The following is a 22,221-nucleotide window of genomic DNA, read 5'->3' on the forward strand; positions in this document are numbered from 1 at the left end:
ATGACCCAGCCACTGTTGGAACTCAAGGGCATCACCCGTACTTTCATGGCCGGCGAGCGTGAGTTCATTGCGCTCAAAGGTATCGACCTGACCATTCATGCCGGGGAAATGGTGGCGATCATCGGCGCCTCGGGTTCGGGTAAGTCGACCCTGATGAACATCCTCGGCGGTCTCGATTACGCCACCGCCGGCAGCTACAAGATCAATGGTATCGAAACCCGCTCGCTGGGCGATGAGCAGTTGGCGGAGCTGCGCCGCGACTACTTCGGTTTTATCTTCCAGCGCTACCATTTGCTCGCGCACCTGAGTGCGTTGCATAACGTCGAAATGCCGGCGATCTACGCCGGCACACCGGAGACCCAACGCCACAGCCGGGCGCGGGAATTGCTCACGCGCCTGGGCCTGGCCGGGCACACCACCCACCGGCCCAGCCAGCTTTCGGGCGGGCAGCAGCAACGGGTGAGTATCGCGCGGGCGTTGATGAACGGCGGCGAGGTGATTCTCGCCGACGAACCCACCGGCGCACTCGATACCCACAGCGGCAAGGAGGTTATGCGTATCCTTGCTGAACTGCACGCCGCCGGGCACACGGTGATTATCGTCACCCACGACCCGAAGGTGGCGGCGAATGCCCAGCGCATTGTCGAGGTGTGCGACGGTGAGATTGTCAGCGACAAGGCCAATGACAGTGTCGGCCTGGAGCTGCCCAGCGAGGCCCCGATCGAGTCCAAGCGCAGCGGCGCCCGGCGTTTGGTGGCGAGCCTGGGGTTGTTCAAGGAAGCGTTCAACATGGCCTGGGTGGCGCTGATTTCCCACCGCATGCGCACCTTGCTGACCATGCTCGGCATCGTCATCGGCATCACCTCGGTGGTGTCGATTTCGGCCATTGGCGAAGGCGCCAAGCGCTATGTGCTCAAGGACATCCAGGCCATCGGCAGCAACACCATTGACATCTTTTCCGGCACCAGTTTCGGTGACAGTCGCGCCTCGGCCATCGAGACACTGATGCCGTCGGATGTGGAGGCGTTGAACCAACTGTACTACGTCGACAGCGCCACGCCGGTGGTCGGCCGCAACCTGTTGTTGCGTTTCGGCAATATCGACGTGGATGCGCAGGTGAATGGGGTCAGCGACCGTTACTTCACCGTGAAGGGGCTGAAACTGGAAGCCGGGATTGCCTTCAGTGAAAGCGACGCGCGGCGCCAGGCCCAGGTGGTGGTGATCGACCACAACACCCGTCACCGTCTCTTCGGGCCAAACGTTGACCCGTTGGGCCAGGTGATTCTGGTAGGCAACCTGCCGTGCACGGTGATTGGCGTGACGGCTGACAACAAAAACATGTTCGCCGCCAGCAAGGCGCTGAACGTGTGGGTCCCGTATGAGACGGCGGCGGGGCGGTTGTTGGGGCAGCGCCATCTGGACAGCATCACCGTGCGCATCAAGGACGGCCAGCCGAGCAAGGTGGTGGAAGACAACGTCAATAAACTCATGCTGCAACGCCATGGCACCAAGGATTTTTTCACCAATAACCTCGACAGCATTATGCAGACCGTACAGAAAACCAGCCGCTCCCTGGCGCTGCTGTTGTCGCTGATCGCGGTCATTTCGTTGCTGGTAGGCGGTATCGGGGTGATGAACATCATGCTGGTGTCGGTCACCGAGCGCACCCGTGAAATCGGTATACGCATGGCCGTGGGCGCGCGGCAGTCGGACATCCGCCAACAGTTCCTGGTGGAGGCGGTCATGGTCTGCCTGATCGGCGGGATGATTGGTATCTCGCTGTCGTTTGCGATCGGCTATCTGTTTTCGTTGTTTGTGAAGGAGTGGGAAATGGTGTTTTCCCTGGGGTCTATCGTCACCGCATTTGCCTGTTCGACGATGATCGGGATTGTGTTTGGCTTTGTGCCCGCAAGGAACGCGGCGCGGTTGGACCCGATTGAGGCGCTTGCAAGGGACTGATTTCGCTCAAGCAACCGTTATCAGGTGTGGGAGCTGGATTGGCTGCGATGCAGGCACCGCGGATGGTCATTAAGACTCAATCGATGCCATCGCCGGCAAGCCAGCTCCCACCGGGTTTTGCGCTGAGTTAGAGCCCCGTGGCTATCCCTTCCTCAGTCGCGTACATCCACCGCAACAACGAGTGCCGCCCGCTGATCCCCAGCTTGATCGCCGCGCGCTTGAGGTAGCTCTCGATGGTGTTGACCTTCAACGTCAATTGCTCGGCCAACTCCGGTGCAGTGCGCCCGGCCAGCAGGCCTACGCACACCTCAAGTTCACGGTTGGACAGGCGCAGCCCCGATTGCACCAGGCGTTCTTCGATGCGTCGGCGCAGGGTTTCGATGCCTTGTTTTTCCGGCGCCGCTGCGTCGTTGCTCTGGCGGCCGGGCTGAATGGCGGTGATGTGCTTCTCGACCATGGGCAGCAACAGCGTGGAGAAGTCCTGCAGCATGTTGCGTTCCTGCGCCGAAAAGCTCTCGGACTGATGCGAGCGATACACCGACAGCACGTAGCGCACATCGTCCTTGCGGCGCGTCAGGTGCAGTTGTGCGGCGGGTTGCTCTGCGCCCAAAGCCGCCACCGAGTCGGTGTAGACCGGGCTGATCCGGCGTCGGGTGTGCCCCTCTGCACTCACCCGCAATTGGGTGATATGGGTGGCGTCCACTGCCAGTTGAGTAAGGATCAGGTCATGCAGCATGCGCGGGAAATGGCGACTGCCGGTGCTGGCGATGACCTTGCCTATATGGGGGAACAGGTGTGAGTTCATCAGTTCGTCCATGAGTTTTAAATGTCGGTATTCAGCCTTATAACGACGGGGTCCAAGAAGGTAACCAAGGTGAATAACCTACAGTGATAATGCTCCCGCCGAGAACCTATGCTAGTACAGCCTGGCAAAAGCATGGGGATCCAATCTGGAAAAAATCAGATTAAAAACGCATAACGGCGGTCGGACCAGTCCGACCACCGTTTGTGGGAAATGATTACATCAAACACAGGCCTTACTTCATGGCGTGCTCGTCGATCAAGGCCCGACGCGGCGCAGTGCGGCTGCATTTGGCCAGCGCCTGATGGATGTCTGCCAGCAGGTCGGCGACATCCTCAAGCCCGACCGACAACCGCACCAGGCCCTCGCTGATACCGTGTTGCGCACGTTCTTCGGGGGTGTAGGTGGAATGGGTCATGCTGGCCGGGTGCTGGGCCAGCGACTCGGCATCGCCCAGGCTGACTGCGCGGGTGAATAACCCGAGGGCATTCATGAAGCGCCGACCGGTCTCGATGCCGCCCTTGAGTTCAAACGCAATCATGCCGCCGGACAGTTTCATCTGGCGTGCCGCCAATTCGTATTGTGGGAAAGAGCGCAGCCCGGGGTAGGTCACCCACTGCACGGCCGGGTGCGCCTGCAAGGCTTCGGCCACCGCCTGGGCGTTGCTGCAATGGCGGTCCATGCGCAGGGCCAGCGTCTTGAGGCCGCGCATCAACAGTGAGGCGTCCTGGGGCGACATCACCGCGCCGGTCAAGTCTTTGAGCCCTTGCAGGCGGATGCGTTGCGCCAGGGCCTGATTGCTCACGGCGATACCGGCAGTGATGTCACCATGGCCGCTGAGGTATTTAGTGGCCGAGTGCACCACCACGTCGGCCCCCAGCTCCAGGGGGCGTTGCAGATAAGGCGTGCAGTAAGTGTTGTCGACCACCACGGTGACGTTGGGCTGCTGATGTGCGAGGTCGGCCACGGCGGCAATATCCACCAATCGAAGGTTGGGGTTGGCCGGGGTCTCACAGTAGATCATGCGGGTGGCGGGGGTGAGTGCAGCGCGCAGGGCGGCCAGGTCGGTGAGGTCGACATGACGCACCTTGATACCGAATTCACCGATGCCGTGGTGCAGCAGGGCGAAGGTGCAACCGTAGAGGGTCTGGCTGACGATCACTTCATCGCCCGGGCGCAGCAGGGTCCAGAACGTCGCGGCAATCGCGCCCATGCCAGAACTGAAGGCCACGGCCGCCTCACCGTTTTCCAGGGTCGCCATGCGCGATTCGAGCAGCGCCAGGGTCGGGTTGGAAATACGCGTATAAAAATGGCCGCTGGCTTCACCGGCAAAGCAGGCAGCGCCGTATTCAACCGTGGGAAAAGCGAACGTGGCGGACAGGTAGATAGGCGGCACGAGCGCGCCGTGATGGTCCTTGGGGTCATAACCGTGGTGGATAGCGCGGGTGGAAAAGCCGAATGTGTTGTGTTTATTGTTCATGTCGGGCGCTCCTTATTTCCTACAATGCTATGCTCATAACCACAGATGAACGTTGCAACATTGGCAGGAAAATCCCGGATTAAGGGACGAAATATCCATAAAAATAATGAATAGAGGCAAGCTATGCCCGTCAGCCTGGATCGCACCGACAAAGCGCTTTTAAACGCATTGCAAGGCAATGCCCGCCTGACCGTGGCCGAGTTGGCCGACCGTGTTGCCCTGACCACTTCGCCGTGCTGGCGACGGGTGCGCAACCTGGAGGAGAGCGGGGTGATCAGCGGCTATCAGGCGATCCTCTCGCCCAAGGCGCTGGGGTATGGCGTGACGGCATTTGTCAGCATCATGATGGAGAGCCACACCCAGGAAATCGCTCGCGCGTTTGAGCAACGATTGCTGGACATTCCCGAGATCGTGGCGTGCCATAACGTGTCGGGGCGCTATGACTTTTTACTTGAGGTAGTGGCCAAGGATCTGGAGTCGTTTGGCGAGTTTGCGCGGGAGGTGTTGCAGACCTTGCCTTGCGTCAAAGAGATCTATTCGAGCTTTTCCTACAAGTCGGTACGGCGGTTGCGGGTGATACCTTTGCCTGGGTGACCGAGTACCTATCCCCGGTCTGCCAGCCCCCGCGCCGCCGACAAAGACTGTATCGCGCCAGCCGCCTGAAGTAGCCGTTCAGTTTGTCTTCAAGTACCCGCGTGGCGTGGTGCCGGTCATGCGTTTGAAGAAGGCGATCAACGCGCTGTCACTGGCAAAGCCCAGTTCGAAGGCGCAGTAGCCCACGTTACGTCCCGTGGCGAGCAATTCGATGACTCGCATCAAGCGCCACTGCTGGCGCCATTGCTGATAGCCCAGGCCGGTTTCCCGCAGGAAAATCCGGCCGATGGTCTTGGTGCTGGCGCCAATTTGCTTTTCCAGGTCTTGCAGTGTGGGTGGCAATGTTTCGAGGTCTTCCAGCAAGGGGGCCAGGCGTTTGTCCTGCGGCAATGGCAGGAGCATCGGCTGCTCGGCGGCAGCCTGGATTTCGTCCAGGCACAAGGCCAACAGATGGGCATATCGGCCACTGTGCCAATCGGTCTCGTAGGGGGCCATCGCCATCGGTTCCAGCACCGCGTGCAGCAAGGTGCTGACTTCAATGACCCGTACCTGGTTTGGCAATTGCTCGGCCAATGCCGGGCTCACGTACAACGAACGGTAATCCACGGTTTTATGCATCACCGCGCGTTGGGGCACGCCGCAGGGTATCCACGCCGCACGGGAGGGCGGCAGCAGGCACAGTTGGTTGTCCAGGGTGATACGGGTGCAACCTTGTCGAGTGAACAACAGTTGCCCGCGCTGGTGCCGATGCAGGCCGGAGTCATGGTCGCCGAGCAGCGCGGCGATGCCAACAACGGGCGCCGCCAGGCAGTCGGGATCGAAGGATTCATCGGCGGCAAGCCAAGCCATAGGTTGTCCGATTTAATGGATAAGTTGTCGAAGTCAGGATAATAGCCCAGTCGCTCGTCTTTAAACTTCTTGTGTTGTTTTATGCGAGTGAGTTGTTGATGAACCTAAAAAAAATAGGGGTGTTGGCGGTGGTGTTGCTGATGTTTCCGCAACTGGCCCAAACGCTTTACAGCCCGGCCCTGGGTGATATCGGTCGGGCTTTTGCGGTTGGGCCTGAACGGGCAGGGCAGACCCTTTCGGTGTATTTCCTGGCGTTCGCGTTCGGGGTGGTGGTGTGGGGCCGGTTGTGCGATCGCTGGGGGCGGCGACCGGTGATGTTGGCCGGGCTGGCCTTATATATTGGCGCCACAGCGCTGGCCTTGGGTGTAAGCACGTTCAATGCTTTGTTACTGGCCCAGGCCCTGGCCGCGTTTGGCGCGGCAGTAGGCTCGGTGGCGACGCAGACGATCTTGCGCGACCGTTTCCACGGTGCGCAATTGGCCCAGGTGTTTTCCATAATGGGCGTTGCCCTTGCTGCCAGCCCGGCGCTTGGTTTGTTCAGCGGCGCGACCCTGGTGCAGCACTTTGGTTATCGCGGCATGCTCACGGGCTTGTTGCTGCTGGCATTGGCATTATGGGGCTGGTGCGTCTGGGCCTTGCCTGAAACACGTCCAGTGTCATTGCCGACGGCATCGCTGCTCGAGACTCTGAACCTGATGCTCAGGGACGCAGCGATTTGGCGCTCGGTCGGGTTGGTGGCGGCGTTCAATATTGCGTTGTTCGGCTATTACAGCGTGGGCCCGTTTATCTTTTCACAACTGGGGTTGTCCGCCGCTGAGTTCGGTTACAGCGGTGTGCTGCTGGCGCTGGGGTCTGGGCTCGGGGCCTGGCTGAACAAGCGGTTGCTCAACCGTGGCATGAACGGTGATCAGTTGGTACTGACCGCCGCCGGATTAGCGGTGTTGGGTGGCTTGCTGGTCTTGCTGCTGCAAGACAGCTGGTTGTTCGTAGGGCCTATGTTGCTTGTGGTGCTGGCATTCGGCATGGCGATTCCTAATGTGCTCGGGGCTGCGCTTGTACGTTATTCCGACCGCCTTGGCAGCGCCGCCGCGGTATTCGGCTTGCTGTATTACCTGGCCATCGGCGCGGGACTTACCCTGGTGGCCTGGGCCCAGAACCTTGGCTGGAGTCTTTTGATCTGTGGCGTGGCGGCGCTGTGGATGGCAACGCCGCGAGTGTTCAGAAGTTGACCGAAGCACTCAGGCGCGCCGTCAACGGTGCGCCCTGGAACAGATAGTCATCGCCCATGTACTCGCCCGCATCGCGCCAATAGCGCTTGTCGAACAGGTTGTCGACGCTCAGGCGAAACACCGTTTCATAACCGTCGATTTTAGTGGTGTAACGGCTGCCGACATTGACCACTGCGTAATCGCCCACCTCCACATTGCCGGTGCGGTTGGCGTATTTCCTGGCGCTGTATTGCACGCCGCCGAGCAGCGCTAAACCATTCATCCATGGTAACGCGTAGTCGGCGTACACACTGGCGCGCAGTGTGGGCACATTGATCGCCTGGTGGCCTTCATAATCTGGCGTGCCACTGTTGTTCACCCGCGCGCGAATCGCCGCCACGCTGGTTGCGATTTGCAGGCGGTCGGTGGCCCAGCCGTTGGCGGACAGTTCCAGGCCAGTGTTTTTTTGCTCGCCTTGTTGCACGTAGGTGAACGTGTCGCCTGCGGGCCTGGCGTACTGATAAGCCTGGCGCGTCTGGAATACGGCGGCGGCGAAGCTGATGCGGCGCCAGTCATATTTAACGCCGGCTTCGATTTGTCGCGAGACAGTAGGTGCCAAGGTGTCCCCGCTGTTACTGGCGAACCACGGCGCAGTGCCGCCCAGCGAAAGCCCCTTGCTGTAGCTGGTGTACAGCGAGATATTTTCCACGGGTTTGTAGATTAACGAGGCTTGAGGCAGGAACACGTATTGCTGGGTGTGGCGTGACTCGTTGCCATTCTCATCGAAAGCTTTTTCATCCAGGCGCACTTCGCGACCGCCGAGGATGGTCTGCCATTGCTCGTTGAAACGGATGCGGTCGGTGACGAACAGCCCGTATTGGCGGCTGTCGAGGTTGCGGTGGCTGTCGTTCAGGGGTTTATCGGTAGGCGTGAAGGTGGGCGCATCCTCATAGATATTGCCGCTGCCGATCCACTCATTGACTGACTTACGTTTGTCGATCACCCGGCGAAACGCACTGGTGCCGAAGGTCAACTCATGGCCCAGGCCTGCTGTTTCGAATAGCCCTGTCATGGCGGCCTGGACTTCATCGTCGCGGCGGGTGTCGTCGGGGCTGCGGTAGTCGTAGATGTCGTAGTTGCCTTCGGGGGTGAAGTAATTGCCGACGCCCTGAGTGTCTCCACCCCACGCAAACGAACTGTAGTCATCAATCACCACCTGGCTGCGCGCCGCGCTCACGCTGCCTTTCCACTGATCGCTGAAGCGGTATTCAAACTTGCCGTTGAGGTTCAACGAGTCGATACCGACCTGATGGGAACCACTCTGGTGGCCCAGCAGTTTCTTTGGCGAAGCGTCATGCGGCACTTGCGTGCCGCCCAATAGTTGATAACCCGGCACCGAGCGCTGTTGCTTGTTCTGGTATTCCGCATCCAGTTGCAGCAGCGCGTCGGGGCTGATGTTCCAGTCGAAGGCCAGGGACACAAAGTCGCGCTGGCCATTGGCATGTTCCACATAGGCATTGAGGTCTTCGTGGGCGACGTTGGCGCGCAGGCCAAACTGCTGTTCGCTGCCAAACCAGCCGCCGACATCGGTGGCGATATAGCCACTGCCACGGTCATCGGTGGACACCGTCACCGAACGCACATCCTCCGGGCGTTTGGTCACGTAGTTGATCACGCCGCCGGGCTCGGAAATCCCGCTTTGCAAACCGGCCAGGCCTTTGAGCACTTCCACCTGCTGCTTGTTTTCCAGGGCGACGTTCTGTTCGCCGGTGATGGTGCGCCCGTTGATCTTGTAGCTGCTCGCGGCGTTCAGCGAGAAGCCGCGCACCACGAAGTTTTCGTAGTAGCCGATGGGCGCATAGCTGTCGCCCACCGAGGCATCGTTGCGCAGCACTTCACTGAGCAGGCGCGCTTGTTGGTCCTTGATCAGTGCGGCGTTGATCACCGTGATTGACGCCGGGGTGTCCAGCAAGGGGGCTTCACTGAAGCCGCCGACCGAAGCGGTGTCCGTGCGGTAGCCCGATTCCTCCTGGCCCTGGACCTGTACCGCCGGCAGTTCTATGTCAGCCGCTGGACTGCTACCGATACCGCCACTGAGCAGCAAGCCAAGGGCAAAACGTGAAGTGACGACGGGACGAAAACGCAACACCATGGGGGCAGGGCCTTAAAGCGCAGGGCAGGGGGGCGCATAAACTAGGGGTATGTGTGAGGTTTTACAAGATGCAAAGCGCGGACTCGGCCACCGGTTGACGGTGGTTCAACCGTGGCGCTTGAGGGTCTCGCTGGGCAGTTCCTTGAACAACGCCCGATAGCTGTTGGAAAACCGCCCCAAATGCCAGAACGACCAGTTCATCGCCACTTCGGCCACGGTGGTGTCGGTGGCGTTGAGCAGTTCGCGTCGCGCCCCGTTCAAACGCCGCAGGCGCAACCACTGTGCCGGGCTCATCCCGGTGTAGGTCTTGAACCCTTGCTGCAATTGACGCAGCGGCACGCCGGCAATCTGCGCCAGCTCCAACAGGTTGACGGTTTCGTCCGGCGCATCCGCTGCCCACTCGCCGATGCGCGCCATCAACTGGCGTTCTGCACTGCGGCGCTGTAACGAACTACGGTCCAGGCACACGCAAGCGTTGTCGAGAATGAATAGGCAATCGTCGAGTAACTGTTGGGTGAGGGTGTCGCGGCTGATCGGGTCGAGCGTGGCGGACAACCGTGTGAGGGTGCCGCTGAGCCAGCGCGTGAACAGCGCGTTCTGCTGGCACGTCAGCGGTGCCATGAACAACCCTTCCAGTTTCGCCACGTCCAGCCCATGGCGCTGGACGAACTGCGGGCCGAACACGACGGCCACTTCACGGTAATTCTCCGGAGTGATCCAGGTGTTGCGGCTTTCGCCATTGAGCATGTAGAGCGCGTTGTCGCTGCCGTCGAAACAGAACGCCAACGCGCCCGGCGGGGCATTGAAGTGCTGTTCCACGCGCGTGTTCATGCACTCTTCGTACACTTGTACCCCTTGCAGGTCGAGGTAGCGGATCTGCCCGGCAAAATGCCCCGGGGACATCTGCTGGTACTGCTGCACCCAACCGGGTGTCGCACTGCATTGAGCGGCCACATCACCGGTGGTGAAGGCCTGTACGCGCAAAGCTGTTGCCTGTGTCATGGGTAACCTGGGCGCACTCTATTGGTGCGTTATGGTTCGTGCAAAGTGGATAGATGCCGACGTGCGGCGGCATCAAGATAGACCTCAATGCGCCGAGAGTACAAGCCGACGCCGCATCCAACCCATGACGAGGTCCTTATGAACGCCCCCTTCGATCAGCTGTCCGCCTGGCTGAAAGAACACAAGATTACCGAAGTCGAATGCGTGATCAGTGATTTGACTGGCATCGCACGCGGCAAGATTGCGCCCACCAACAAGTTCCTGCATGAGCGAGGCATGCGCCTGCCGGAAAGTGTGTTGCTGCAAACGGTGACCGGGGACTTTGTCGACGACGATATCTACTACGACCTGCTCGACCCGGCCGACATCGACATGATCTGCCGCCCGGTGTCCAACGCCACGTACGTGGTGCCGTGGGCCATCGAGCCTACGGCCATCGTGATCCACGACACCTTCGACAAGCTGGGCAACCCCATCGAGTTGTCGCCGCGCAACGTGCTGAAAAAAGTCCTGCAGCTCTATACCGATCAGGGCTGGCAGCCGATTGTCGCGCCGGAAATGGAGTTTTACCTGACCCAGCGCTGCGAAGACCCGGACCTGCCGCTGAAAACCCCTGTAGGCCGTTCCGGCCGGGCTGAAACCGGGCGCCAGTCGTTTTCCATCGACGCCGCCAACGAATTCGACCCGCTGTTCGAAGACGTCTACGACTGGTGCGAACTCCAGGGCCTGGACCTCGACACGCTGATCCACGAGGACGGCCCGGCGCAGATGGAAATCAACTTCCGTCACGGCGACGCCCTTGACCTGGCCGACCAGATCACCGTGTTCAAACGCACCCTGCGCGAAGCCGCGCTCAAGCACAACGTGGCGGCCACCTTCATGGCCAAGCCAGTTGCCGACGAACCGGGCAGCGCCATGCATTTGCACCAGAGCGTGGTGGACATTGCCACGGGCAAGCCGGTATTCGTCGACGCCGACGGCAAGATGAGCCAACTGTTTTTGCACCACATCGGCGGCCTGCAAAAGTACATCCCCAAGCTGCTGCCGATGTTCGCTCCCAATGTGAACTCATTCCGTCGCTTCCTGCCGGACACCTCGGCGCCGGTTAATGTCGAGTGGGGCGAAGAAAACCGCACCGTCGGCTTGCGCGTGCCGACCTCCAGCCCCGACGCGATGCGCGTGGAAAACCGCCTGCCGGGCGCAGATGCCAACCCCTACCTGGCGATTGCCGCCAGCTTGCTGTGTGGCTACCTGGGCATGATCGAACAGATCGACCCGAGCGCGCCGGTGGAAGGCCGTGCCTATGAACGCCGCAACCTGCGCCTGCCGTTCACCCTCGAAGATGCGCTGGCACGGATGGAGGACTGCGACACGGTCAAGCAGTACCTGGGCGACAAGTTCGTGCGCGGCTACGTCGCGGTCAAACGCGCCGAGCATGAGAATTTCAAGCGGGTGATCAGTTCCTGGGAGCGTGAGTTCCTGCTGTTGAGCGTCTAAAAAAACTAAAAGGGGTGTCGATATGCGTCTTGTGAAAAAGCTTCTCCCGCTGGCTCTGGTGGCGGCGTTCAGCAGTGCAAGCCAGGCCGCGCCGACGGTCAGCGTCTACAACTGGACCGATTATATCGGTGATACCACCCTGGCCGATTTCCAGGCCAAGACCGGTATAAAAGTGGTCTACGACGTGTTCGACTCCAACGAAACCCTGGAAGGCAAGCTTCTCGCGGGGCGCACGGGTTATGACGTGGTGGTGCCGTCCAACCACTTTCTGGCGCGCCAGGTGAAAGCCGGCGCGTTCCTCAAGCTGGACCGCTCGCAGTTGCCGAACTTCAAGAACCTCGACCCCAAGTTGCTCAAGCTGCTGGAGCAAAACGATCCGGGCAACGCCCATTCGGTGCCGTACCTGTGGGGCACCAACGGCATCGGCTATAACGTCGACAAGGTCAAGCAGGTGCTGGGCGTCGACCATATCGATTCGTGGGCGGTGCTGTTCGAACCCGAGAACATCAAAAAACTGCACGAGTGCGGCGTGGCCTTCCTCGATTCGGCGGACGAGCTGTTCCCGGCGATCCTCAACTACATGGGCAAAGACCCGCGCAGCGAGAACCCCGAGGACTACAAACAGGCTGAGGCCAAGCTGTTGACGCTGCGGCCGTACATCACTTATTTCCACTCCTCCAAGTACATTTCGGACTTGGCCAACGGTGATATCTGCGTGGCCTTCGGTTATTCCGGCGACGTATTCCAGGCCGCCAACCGCGCCAAGGAAGCCAAGAACGGCGTGAATATCGCGTACGCGATTCCCAAGGAAGGCTCCAACCTGTGGTTCGACCTGCTGGCCATTCCCGCGGACGCCACCAACCCGAAAGAAGCCCACGCCTTTATCAACTACCTGCTCGACCCTGAGGTGATCGCCAAGGTCAGTGCCTCGGTCGGTTATGCCAACGCCAACCCGGCGGCCAAGCCCTTTATGGCGCCGGAACTGGTGAATAACCCTGAGGTGTACCCGTCTCAGGAAGTGCTCGACAAACTCTATATTTCCACCACGCCGACCCCGGCGACCATGCGCCTGATGACCCGCGCCTGGAGCAAAGTGAAGACCAACAAATGAAGCACGCCAGCGACCACGCCCAGTCCTATTACCTGGCTTCGGCCAATGCCATGCCTGAGCGTCCGTCGCTGGGCACCGACCTGAGCGCCGATGTGTGCGTGATCGGTGGTGGTTTCACCGGGGTCAACACCGCCATTGAACTGGCTCAGCGCGGGCTTTCGGTGATCCTGCTGGAGGCCCGGCGCATTGGCTGGGGCGCCAGCGGGCGCAACGGCGGGCAGTTGATCCGCGGTATTGGCCACGATGTGTCGGGGTTTGCCAAGTATGTAGGCGAGGAGGGCGTTCGCTACCTGGAGCGGGCCGGAATTGATTCAGTCGCGCTGGTGGGCGAGCGTATCCGCGAACACGCCATCGATTGCGACCTGCGTTGGGGCTTTTGCGAATTGGCGAATACCCCGGCGCAGTTCGCCGCGTTCAAAGGCGAGCAGGACAGCCTGGCGGCGATGGGGTATGCCCATCAAACCCGTCTGGTCGGCCCGCAGGATATGCCACAGGTCGTCGGCTCGGTGGCCTATGCCGGTGGCCTGGTCGATATGGGCTCCGGTCACTTGCATCCGTTGAACCTGGTGCTGGGCGAGGCGCAGGTGGCCGAGTCCCTCGGGGTGCGGATTTTCGAGCACACCCAGGTGCTTGAACTGATCCACGGCGACGCGGTGCAGGTGCGTTGCGCCGGCGGCACCGTGCGTGCCGCCAGCCTGGTGTTGGCGTGCAATGCACATTTGGACGAGTTGGAGCCGCGCTTAAGCGGCAAAGTCCTGCCGGCCGGCAGTTACATCATCGCCACCGCGCCATTATCCGAGACGCTGGCCAAGCAATTGATCCCGCAAAACTTCGCGCTGTGCGACCAGAAAGTCGGCCTGGATTACTACCGGCTTTCCGCTGATCGACGCCTGTTGTTCGGCGGTGCCTGCCATTATTCGGGGCGTGACCCGGCGGACATCGCCGCGTATATGCAACCGAAGCTGCTCAAGGTGTTTCCGCAGTTGGCAAACACGGCCATCGAGTTTCAGTGGGGCGGCAAAATTGGCATCACCGCCAACCGTTTTCCTCAGGTCGGGCGACTCAAGCAATACCCGAATGTGTTCTACGCCCAGGGCTACTCCGGGCATGGGCTCAACGTGACGCATTGGTGCGCGAAGCTTTTAGCCGAAGCCATTCATGCCGGCCACAGCCAGGGCCTGGATATTTTCAGCCAGGTGCCGCACATGACTTTTCCGGGCGGCAAGGCCTTGCGCTCGCCGCTGTTGGCGTTAGGGATGTTGTGGTTTCGGCTGCGCGAGTGGGTTAGCTGATGCGCCGCGGTCTGAGTGTGGGAGCGGGCTTGCCCGCGAAAGCAGGGTGTCAGGCGATGCATTCGGTGACTGATTCACCGCCTTCGCGAGCAAGCCCGCTCCCACATTTAATGCATCGTCAGCCTTCAGGTTCGGTGAGCACCTTACGGAAGGTTTCGACCAAGGGTCGCAGGTTGATCCGATGCCACGCGGCCCACAGCGGGGTGGTGTAAGTCAGCCATGGTAATTCGCGCAACACCACGCCGGGCGGGGCATTGCGGCTCAGGCCTTTTTGCACCATTGCCACGCCCAATCCCGAGGCAACCAGGCCGAGTGCGGTAAACGGCTCGCTGGCTTCCATGGGGATTTGCGGCGTGAAACCGGCGCGAATGCAGGCGGCGACGAAGTCATCGGCCGGGTTGGCGCCGGGTTTGCGCTGGACGCCGATCCACTCCTGATCGGCCATATGTTCGGGTAACAGCTCGCTTTGGCGGGCCAATGGATGATGCTCCGGCAGGGCCAGCAGCATCGGGTCGTCCAGCACTTGCAGGGCGATCAGGTCCGGGTCATCAGCGGCCGGTGGTTCGCTGACCAGGGCAATATCGAGGCTGCGTTGGCGCAGGCCCTCGAGCTGCTCCAGGGAGGGCAAGTTGTACAGCTTGATATGCACGGTCGGCCGGTCGCCCCGCAATACACGCAAGGCATTGGGCAGCACGCCGGCATGCATGGCGTTTTCGATATAGCCGATGCACAGGCCGCCTTCTTCGCCGCGACCCAGGCGCTTGCCCAACGATTCCAGGCGATTGGCATGGGTCAGCAGCGCCTTGGTTTCGGCAAGAAAGGTCTGGCCATCGCGGGTCAGTCGGATGCGTTGCTGGCTGCGTTCGAACAGGGTCAGGCCCAGGCGTTCTTCGAGCTGGGCGATCTGCCGGCTCAGGGGTGACTGGGATATGTGCAGGCGTTCGGCAGCGCGGCCCACGTGTTCTTCTTCTGCGACCACTTCAAAGTAGCGCAGTTGGCGGAGGTCAATCATGTTAGACCTGCAAGGACTCAAGTTGGTCGTAGTATGTCTTGGACGGTCTGATCTGCGCAATCTAGGATCTGCTCAACGGTCACAGCGACCCTGAACCCGATTAAGGATCCACCATGAGCTTGAAAGACAAATTGCCCGGCCCATTGGGCTTCGGCACCGCCCCGTTGGGCAATATGTTCCGCGCCATTCCTGAAGACGAAGCCCAGGCCACTGTCGCAGCCGCATGGAATGCGGGCGTGCGCTACTTCGATACCGCGCCGTTCTACGGCTCGGGCCTTGCGGAAATTCGATTGGGCCAGGCCCTGTCGCAGTACAACCGCGATGATTTCGTGCTCAGCACCAAAGTCGGACGAGTGATTCTCGATGAAGTCGAACACAGCACCCGCGACCTGGGCGAAAAAAGCGGCGTGTTTGAACACGGTCGACCGAACAAGATGCTCAACGACTACAGCGCCGACGCTACCTTGCGTTCCATCGAAGACAGCCTTGAACGCCTGCAAACCGATCGCCTGGACATCGTCTGGATTCACGACATCGCCCAGGACTTCTACGGCGACCAGTGGCTGGACTACTTCAACCAGGCGCGCACCGGCGCCTTCAAGGTATTGACCCGCTTGCGCGAAGAAGGCGTGATCAAGGCCTGGGGCTTGGGCGTGAACCGCGTTGAGCCCTGCGAGCTGACCCTGGACCTCAGCGAGGCCCAGCCCGATGGCTTCCTGCTGGCCGGCCGCTACACGTTGCTCGACCATGAGCGTGCGCTGCAACGTTTGATGGACGCAGCCCTGGCGCAGAACGTCGAGATTGTCGTTGGCGGCCCTTACAGTTCGGGCATCCTGGCCGGCGGCGCGCACTTTGAATACCAGCCCGCCAGCCCTGCGATCATCCACAAGGTCGAGCAGATCAAGGCCATTGCCCAGGCGTTTGGCGTCAGCGTGAAAGCGGCCGCCCTGCAATTTTCCCTGGCCCACCCGGCGGTGGCCGCAGTGATTCCGGGTGCCAGTCGTCCGGGGCGGATTGCCGAAGACGTCGCAGCGTTGTCAGAGAATATTCCGGCGGCCTTCTGGCAGGCGCTGCGCGATGCCGGCCTGGTCTCGACCCGTGCGCCGTTGCCGCTTTAATTTCAGGAGTCTGATATGAACATCGATGTAAGCGGCAAAGTAGCCATCGTCAGCGGCAGCACCGCAGGCATTGGCCTGGGCATCAGCCAGGCGCTGGCAGAGTCCGGTGCGACCGTGGTGGTGATCGGGCGTGAAGCAGGGAAGGTCGATGACGCCCTGGCGAGCATTCGCCAGGCGGTACCGGGCGCTGATCTGCGTGGCTGGGTGGCGGATCTCGGTACGGCTGAGGGCGCAGCGACACTGTTCGCCGCCGAACCGCGCGCCGACATCCTGGTCAACAACCTGGGCATCTTCAATGATGTGGATTTCTTTGAAGCGCCAGACAGTGAGTGGACGCGCTTCTACGAGGTCAATGTGATCGCTGGCGTGCGCCTGGCGCGGCATTATGTGCCGGGTATGGTCGAGCAGGGCTGGGGGCGGGTGATCTTCCTGTCGTCGGAGTCCGGCGTGGCGACACCGGCGGACATGATCAACTACGGCGTGACCAAAAGCGCCAATTTGGCCGTGTCCCACGGCCTGGCCAAGCGTCTGGCCGGTACGGGCGTGACCGTCAACGCGGTGCTGCCGGGGCCAACCTTTACCGACGGCCTGGAGCATATGCTCAAGGACGCCACGGCGAAGTCCGGGCGCAGTGCGCGGGACGAGGCGGATGTATTTGTGCGTAATGCGCGGCCTACTTCGATCATCCAGCGTGCGGCAAATGTGGATGAAGTGGCCAACCTGGTGGCGTACATTGCTTCACCCCTGTCTTCTGCAACCACAGGTGCCGCGTTGCGGGTCGACGGCGGCGTTGTCGACAGCATGGCGATCTGAAGTCTTATTTTTTCTGGAGTATTTATTGTGGCGACAGCTTCTTCTGTTATTGAAATTCCGGTCTCGGCCGATCAGGTTTGGCAATTGGTCGGTGGCTTCAACGCGCTGCCGGATTGGCTGCCCCTGATCGTCAAGAGTGAGGCGAGTGAAGGCGGGCGTGTGCGTCACCTGGAAACCGCAGATGGCGGCGTGGTGGTCGAGCGTATGCAGAGCTTTGATAACGTGGCGCGCACCTACAGCTACACCATTGAGCAGTCGCCGTTTCCGGTGAGTGCTTACCTGGCGACCTTGCAGGTTGAAGCGTTGACCGAGGCGTCGGCGAAAGTGACCTGGTCCGGCGTATTTACCCCGGCTGCCGGGACCACCGATGCGGAGGTGGAGGCCTTGTTTGCTGGTGTTTACAGCGGCGGGCTTGAGGCGCTGCGCGCTAACTTCTAACAGGCAAAGTAGGCCTGATGTGGGAGCGGGCTTGCTCGCGAAAGCGGTGAGTCAGTCGATATTTTCGGTGGCTGATACTCCGCATTCGCGAGCAAGCCCGCTCCCACATTTTTTACCGCTGTGATGTTCAGGCTTCGGGCATCAGCTGCCGCCGACACTCCAACACCAACCGCGCACCGCCACTCTGGCTGCTGCCGACGTCCAGCTTGAACCCGTGCAAGTTGATGATCGCCGCGACAATCGACAAGCCCAGGCCGAACCCGCCTTGCTGGTCGCTTTCATCCACGCGATAGAAGCGCTGGAATACCGCATCGCGTTCCGCCGCCGGAATGCCCGGGCCGGAATCGTGTACTTCGATGCGCGTGCTGCCGCTGTCGTTGACCCCGCGCAATATCACTTCACCGCCCGGTGGCGAGAACTTGATCGAGTTGCTCAACAGGTTGGCCAAGGCCTCGAACAACAATGCGCGGTCGCCGGTAATCCACGGCAGTGACTCCGGCACTTCGAGCCGCAGCTGCAATTCGCCTTCTTCGGCCAGCGGTAGATAGAAGTCATGCAACTCGCGCAGCAGTGGTAATGGGTCCATTACCAGGAAGCCTGAGCGGCGCTGGTGGTCTTCCAGCTCCGAGATCCGCAGCAGCCCACGAAAGCGCGCCATCAGGGTGTCGGTTTCGGCAATCGCGTCGTCCAGTTTCACCGCGTAGCCCGAATCTTGCTCTGCCTCTTGTTTGATGCGGTAGAGCTGCGCACGCAAGCGTGTCAGTGGGGTGCGCAGGTCATGGGCGATGTTGTCGCACACGCCCTTGACCTCGTTCATCAGCTTCTCGATACGGTCGAGCATGGCATTGACGATGGCGGCAAGCATGTCCAGTTCGTCACGCCGGTTCGACAGCGGCAAACGGTGGGTCAGGTCGCCGGCGACGATAGCTTCGGCGCTGGCCTGGATCCCGCGAATGCGTCGTAGCGGGCGCCGGCGCAACAAATGCCAGCCGGCCGCGCCGGGAATAATCGTCAGCGACAGCGCCCACAGCAGTGCATGCCAGATGATCCGTGTAACGCCGAACAGCGAACCGTTGGCGCGTACCAGCACCAGCCAGCGACCGTCTTCGGTGTGGGTGGCCACGGCGTCGCAGCTGTCCTTGGGGAGTTTTGGGTCGTCGGAGTCGACGCAATTGGCCAGGGCGTGGATCTTGCCGTCCAGCGGCAGGTCCGGTGGCACGGCGCGGATTGGGCCGCTCAAGGGGCGAAATTGCTCATCGAACAGGCCGTAGGCGTCCACGCCCTTCATGTCGAAGGTCATGCTGGTGGTCAGGGCTTCCACCAATTCTTCGCCGTCGAAACGCTGGAACAAATGCTGACGCTGCATCAGGGAGTGGCGCGACAAGTCGCCGAGGTACCCTGACACCTCGTAGTACAGCACCCCCATGAGGATGCAACTCCAGGCCACAAACAGCGAGCTGTAAAGCGCCAGCAAGCGGCTGCTGGAGGAGCGCCAGCCCTTAGAGGGGTTCAGCAATGACATAACCGGAACCTCGTACCGTGCGGATCAACGGCGTGAGGCCCGGTGGATCGATTTTTTTGCGCAGGCGACCGATGTGCACGTCGATCAGGTTGGTGCCCGGGTCAAAGTGATAGCCCCAGACTTCCTCGAAAATCATCATCCGCGACAAAATCTGCCCGGTGTTGCGCATCAGGAACTCGAGCAGTTTGTATTCGGTCGGCAGCAAGCTCAGCGGTTGTTCGGCGCGGCTGGCTTCGCGGCTGATCAGGTTCAGTTCAAGGTCGGCCACGCGCAGGGCGGTTTCGAATTCCTTGACCGTGCTTTTGCGGCGCAGCAGCACTTCGACGCGGGCGGCCATTTCGTCAGAAGCGAACGGTTTGGTCAGGTAGTCGTCACCGCCGGCACGCAAGCCACGCACACGCTCGTCGACATCGGAGAGGGCGCTGATCATCAGGATCGGCGTCGACACCCCGATGGTGCGCAGGGTCGTGACGATGGCCAGGCCATCCAGCTCCGGCAGCATACGGTCGAGGGTGATCAGATCGTAATCACCACTCACAGCGCGGACCAGGCCTTCGCGGCCGTTGTCCACCCAATCCACGTCCAGTCCATGGCTACTCAGCTCGGCGACGATCTCGCGGGCCGTTACGGCGTCATCCTCGATGGTCAAAATACGGGTCATAGGATTACCTGGTGAGCGATTCACACTAGAAGTGGGGCCATTTTGCCAAGAACCAGCTGAATGTTTCCTAAATTAAACTTCATGTTGGCAAAACCACCACAAATTTAATCACTGAGCCGGTCCGGTGTGCGCGCTGGGTTGCCGGCGATGGCAGTGTGCCGGCAACCGTTTTGTCATTGGTACACCGCTACCGCAGGCAAGCCAGCTCCCACAGGCACCGCGTTTGTGGGGAGATTGCAGAACGCCCGCCCCGAACAGGCTTTTCTTGCAACTTGCATGGTTTAACGAAGTTCAATTTAGTTAACGTATTGAAATATAAGGATTTTAAATTTTGCGCCGACTGGCACGCTGCCTGCACTGTCCCTTTTGAGACTTGTAACACTATTTTTCCTGCCGGGAGCAAAACAACAATGATCACATCCTCATCCACGCTGCAAGAGTCGAGTTCGCGCTCCGGGGTTTCCTGGGGCGCAATTTTTGCCGGGGCCGCTGCGGCGGCTGCACTGTCCCTAATCCTCGTGTTGTTGGGCTTCGGCCTGGGCTTTTCGGCAGTGTCGCCGTGGGCCGACAGCGGCATTAGCGCCAAGGGGCTCGGCATTTCCACGATTGTCTGGCTGGCATTTACCCAGATCGTTGCCTCGGGCCTGGGCGGTTATATCGCCGGTCGGTTGCGCGTGAAGTGGGCCAATATGCACGGCGATGAAGTGTACTTTCGCGACACGGCCCATGGTTTCCTCGCTTGGGCGGTTGCGACGCTGGTCACTGCGGTGCTGGTAGTCGGTTCGGTCAGCAGCGTGGTCAGCGGTGGCGTTAAAGCCGGTGCCAGTGTTGCAGCGGGTGCCGCCAGCGGCATGAGCCAGGCAGCCGGCAGCGCAGCCAAAGGCGCCAACAGCGGCGACTTCGACTATTACGTCGATAGCCTGTTCCGCGATGACCGCCCGGCTGCCGTCAGCGACGACGCCGTACACGGCGTGGTAGCCCGCATCCTCACCCGCACACTGAGCAACGACGGCCAACTGGCGCCGGAAGACCGTACCTACCTCGCCCAGTTGATCAGCCAGCGCACCAACCTCAGCCAGGCCGACGCCGAAGCGCGGATCGACAAGGTCTACGGCGAAGCCCGTAAAGCCATCGAAGACGCCAAGCTCAAGGCCAAGCAAGCTGCCGATACCGCTGCGAAAGTCGCTGCCTACACGTCGCTGTGGACCTTTGTTGCGCTGTTGATCGGTGCCTTCTTCGCCAGCTTCGCCGCTACCTTCGGCGGCCGTCGTCGGGATGCCGTGGTGTATGTCGAAACCGAACACTTTGTCCGTTAATTCAAGGAGAACATCATGCGCTCATTACTTCTGTGGTTCCTCGGCGTGCCTATCCCGGTCATTATTCTGATCGCGATCTTCATGCACTAAACCTGAGCCTGGCTCGGTCCCCAGTGGGAGCGGGCTTGCTTGCGAAGCGGTCTTTCAGCGACTCATGAGCTGACGGATACACCGCTTTCGTGAGCAAGCCCGTTCCCACTTTTGGTTTGGCGCAGGGTCAGCCAGCCTGTGACCAGCAATGCACTGGCGACCAGGGTCATGATCACCAACGGTTCTGAAGTACCGTCCGACAGCAGCCCGGTCGCCCAACTGCTGACCGCCGTGAGGAACATTTGGGTAAAAAAGAACAACCCCGATGCCGTCCCCGCAATCGCGCCGTAAGGCTGCAATACCGAGAGCTGGCAGGCCGGAATCACCATCCCCACCGACACCATGATCACCACCATCGGCAGCACAATTGCCAGCCAATCACCCGGCAGCAGGGCCGTAGCCCCCGCGAGCATCAGGCTACCCAGCACGTTCAGGCCGATTGCGGCGCTGATCAAAGCGTCGGGTTCGAAACGCAGCACCAGGCGCCGGAACAGGTTTGCCCCGAGCATATAACCGCTGATGGTTGCAGCAAACACCAGCGCGTAGGCCGTGGCGGACAGGTGGAAGCCCCGTTGCAACAAGGCCGAAGATTCGCTGATAAACGGGAAATAGGTGCTGTACACGCAGCCGATGGCGATGGAGTAACGCAGGAAGTAGCGGTCGCGCAGGAGCTGGCCGTAGAGGCGCAGCAGGTTGCCTGGCGGCGCCGCGGCGACTTCCGGCGGGCGGGTTTCTGGCAAGCGGCGATACACCACCAGGTACAGCCCCGCGCCGATGACGCCGAGCACCACAAACAGGCCACGCCAGTTGATAAAGGGCAGCATCAGGCTGCCCAGCACCGGCGCGGCCATCGGCGAGATCGCCATGGCCATGGAGATCAGGCCGAGCAGGCGCGCCTGTTCATGACGGTCGAAGTAATCACGCACGATTACCCGACCGATCACCGTGGTGCAGCAACCGCCCAGGGCCTGGAACAGGCGGGCGACGATCAGCACCTCAAGGCTGTTGGCCAGCGCACAGGCCACGGTCGCGAGCACATACAGAAACAGCCCGGCCAACAAAATCGGGCGACGCCCGAAGCGGTCCGTCAGTGGGCCGCTGACTAGCAGGGAAATCGCCGAACCCAAGGTGTACAGCGTGAGGGTCAGTTGCAGTTGGCTGTCGCTGGTGTGGAAGTAATCGGCCATGGCGGGCAGGGCCGGCAGGTGCATGTCCAGGGTGATACGTGGCAGGCCGATCAGTACGGTCAGCAGTACCAGCCAGAAGCAGGAGGAGAGGGCGCGTTGAGTCATGGGAAGCTTCTTC

19 protein-coding genes are annotated in these 22,221 nt (G+C 60.8%); 10 read left to right on the forward strand and 9 right to left on the reverse strand.

All coding sequences use genetic code 11. From position 1 onward, the window contains the following. A complete protein-coding gene (locus A7J50_RS12210; RefSeq protein ID WP_064452017.1) occupies positions 1 to 1,959 on the forward strand; it encodes a MacB family efflux pump subunit in 1,959 nt (652 codons plus the stop codon). 127 nt (positions 1,960 to 2,086) lie between these two features. Here the strand turns inward: A7J50_RS12210 and A7J50_RS12215 are convergent, their stop codons facing one another. Both A7J50_RS12215 and A7J50_RS12220 read right to left on the reverse strand, forming a co-directional pair. Continuing rightward, positions 2,087 to 2,764 carry a response regulator transcription factor gene (locus tag A7J50_RS12215; protein WP_156526273.1) on the reverse strand — a complete coding sequence of 226 codons (678 nt, stop codon included), beginning with the start codon at positions 2,762 to 2,764 and terminating at the stop codon, positions 2,087 to 2,089. Between the two features lie 232 nt (positions 2,765 to 2,996). Next, positions 2,997 to 4,241, reverse strand: coding sequence for a methionine gamma-lyase (locus A7J50_RS12220; RefSeq protein WP_064452019.1), 1,245 nt, complete (start codon positions 4,239 to 4,241; stop codon positions 2,997 to 2,999). 123 nt (positions 4,242 to 4,364) lie between these two features. Between A7J50_RS12220 and A7J50_RS12225 the strand changes: the two genes are divergently transcribed. Further along, positions 4,365 to 4,835 carry an Lrp/AsnC family transcriptional regulator gene (locus A7J50_RS12225; protein WP_064452020.1) on the forward strand — a complete coding sequence of 157 codons (471 nt, stop codon included), beginning with the start codon at positions 4,365 to 4,367 and terminating at the stop codon, positions 4,833 to 4,835. A 78-nt stretch (positions 4,836 to 4,913) separates the two neighbouring features. Here the strand turns inward: A7J50_RS12225 and A7J50_RS12230 are convergent, their stop codons facing one another. After that, on the reverse strand, positions 4,914 to 5,684 hold the full coding sequence (locus tag A7J50_RS12230; protein WP_064452021.1) for an AraC family transcriptional regulator: 771 nt from the start codon (positions 5,682 to 5,684) through the stop codon (positions 4,914 to 4,916). Positions 5,685 to 5,782: 98 nt separating this feature from the next. On the opposite strand from A7J50_RS12230, the gene A7J50_RS12235 reads away from it, so the two are divergent. Continuing rightward, positions 5,783 to 6,913, forward strand: coding sequence for an MFS transporter (locus A7J50_RS12235; protein WP_064454917.1), 1,131 nt, complete (start codon positions 5,783 to 5,785; stop codon positions 6,911 to 6,913). Here A7J50_RS12235 and A7J50_RS12240 read toward each other — a convergent pair. Both A7J50_RS12240 and A7J50_RS12245 read right to left on the reverse strand, forming a co-directional pair. After that, entirely contained in the window at positions 6,903 to 9,044 is a 2,142-nt protein-coding gene (locus A7J50_RS12240) for a TonB-dependent siderophore receptor (RefSeq protein WP_064452022.1), read from the reverse strand. The two genes, A7J50_RS12235 and A7J50_RS12240, sit on opposite strands and share 11 nt — an antisense overlap. A gap of 105 nt (positions 9,045 to 9,149) precedes the next feature. Further along, entirely contained in the window at positions 9,150 to 10,046 is an 897-nt protein-coding gene (locus tag A7J50_RS12245) for a helix-turn-helix domain-containing protein (RefSeq protein ID WP_064452023.1), read from the reverse strand. Between the two features lie 138 nt (positions 10,047 to 10,184). Between A7J50_RS12245 and A7J50_RS12250 the strand changes: the two genes are divergently transcribed. From A7J50_RS12250 to A7J50_RS12260, 3 genes are read left to right on the forward strand one after another with little or no spacing between them, the layout of a single operon-like run. Then, positions 10,185 to 11,543, forward strand: a complete 1,359-nt coding sequence (locus tag A7J50_RS12250; RefSeq protein WP_064452024.1) for a glutamine synthetase family protein — start codon at positions 10,185 to 10,187, stop codon at positions 11,541 to 11,543. A 22-nt stretch (positions 11,544 to 11,565) separates the two neighbouring features. Further along, positions 11,566 to 12,654 (forward strand): polyamine ABC transporter substrate-binding protein, encoded by a 1,089-nt coding sequence (locus A7J50_RS12255; protein WP_064452025.1) that lies wholly within the window; start codon positions 11,566 to 11,568, stop codon positions 12,652 to 12,654. After that, positions 12,651 to 13,946, forward strand: a complete 1,296-nt coding sequence (locus A7J50_RS12260) for an NAD(P)/FAD-dependent oxidoreductase (RefSeq protein WP_064452026.1) — start codon at positions 12,651 to 12,653, stop codon at positions 13,944 to 13,946. Before A7J50_RS12255 ends, A7J50_RS12260 begins: the two co-directional genes overlap by 4 nt. 118 nt (positions 13,947 to 14,064) lie before the next feature. On the opposite strand, the gene A7J50_RS12265 is transcribed toward A7J50_RS12260, so the two are convergent. Then, positions 14,065 to 14,958 (reverse strand): LysR substrate-binding domain-containing protein, encoded by an 894-nt coding sequence (locus tag A7J50_RS12265; RefSeq protein ID WP_064452027.1) that lies wholly within the window; start codon positions 14,956 to 14,958, stop codon positions 14,065 to 14,067. A 113-nt stretch (positions 14,959 to 15,071) separates the two neighbouring features. Here A7J50_RS12265 and A7J50_RS12270 point away from each other — a divergent pair, with 113 nt between their 5' ends. From A7J50_RS12270 to A7J50_RS12280, 3 genes are read left to right on the forward strand one after another with little or no spacing between them, the layout of a single operon-like run. Further along, the gene (locus A7J50_RS12270; protein WP_064452028.1) at positions 15,072 to 16,076 is read left to right on the forward strand and encodes an aldo/keto reductase; all 1,005 of its coding nucleotides are present in this window, start codon (positions 15,072 to 15,074) and stop codon (positions 16,074 to 16,076) included. Positions 16,077 to 16,091: 15 nt separating this feature from the next. Beyond that, positions 16,092 to 16,889, forward strand: coding sequence for an SDR family NAD(P)-dependent oxidoreductase (locus A7J50_RS12275; protein ID WP_064452029.1), 798 nt, complete (start codon positions 16,092 to 16,094; stop codon positions 16,887 to 16,889). A 27-nt stretch (positions 16,890 to 16,916) separates the two neighbouring features. After that, on the forward strand, positions 16,917 to 17,327 hold the full coding sequence (locus A7J50_RS12280) for an SRPBCC family protein (RefSeq protein WP_064452030.1): 411 nt from the start codon (positions 16,917 to 16,919) through the stop codon (positions 17,325 to 17,327). A gap of 127 nt (positions 17,328 to 17,454) precedes the next feature. Here the strand turns inward: A7J50_RS12280 and A7J50_RS12285 are convergent, their stop codons facing one another. Beyond that, positions 17,455 to 18,849, reverse strand: a complete 1,395-nt coding sequence (locus A7J50_RS12285) for a sensor histidine kinase (protein WP_064452031.1) — start codon at positions 18,847 to 18,849, stop codon at positions 17,455 to 17,457. Next, entirely contained in the window at positions 18,827 to 19,510 is a 684-nt protein-coding gene (locus A7J50_RS12290) for a response regulator transcription factor (RefSeq protein ID WP_003219726.1), read from the reverse strand. Before A7J50_RS12290 ends, A7J50_RS12285 begins: the two co-directional genes overlap by 23 nt. Positions 19,511 to 19,920: 410 nt before the next feature. Here A7J50_RS12290 and A7J50_RS12295 point away from each other — a divergent pair, with 410 nt between their 5' ends. Then, positions 19,921 to 20,826, forward strand: a complete 906-nt coding sequence (locus A7J50_RS12295; protein ID WP_064452032.1) for a hypothetical protein — start codon at positions 19,921 to 19,923, stop codon at positions 20,824 to 20,826. A 152-nt stretch (positions 20,827 to 20,978) separates the two neighbouring features. On the opposite strand, the gene A7J50_RS12300 is transcribed toward A7J50_RS12295, so the two are convergent. Beyond that, a complete protein-coding gene (locus A7J50_RS12300) occupies positions 20,979 to 22,208 on the reverse strand; it encodes a multidrug effflux MFS transporter (protein WP_064452033.1) in 1,230 nt (409 codons plus the stop codon). Positions 22,209 to 22,221 lie beyond the last annotated feature (13 nt).

Origin of the sequence: Pseudomonas antarctica (genome assembly GCF_001647715.1) — a bacterium.
In the GTDB taxonomy this organism is placed as follows: domain Bacteria; phylum Pseudomonadota; class Gammaproteobacteria; order Pseudomonadales; family Pseudomonadaceae; genus Aquipseudomonas; species Aquipseudomonas antarctica_A.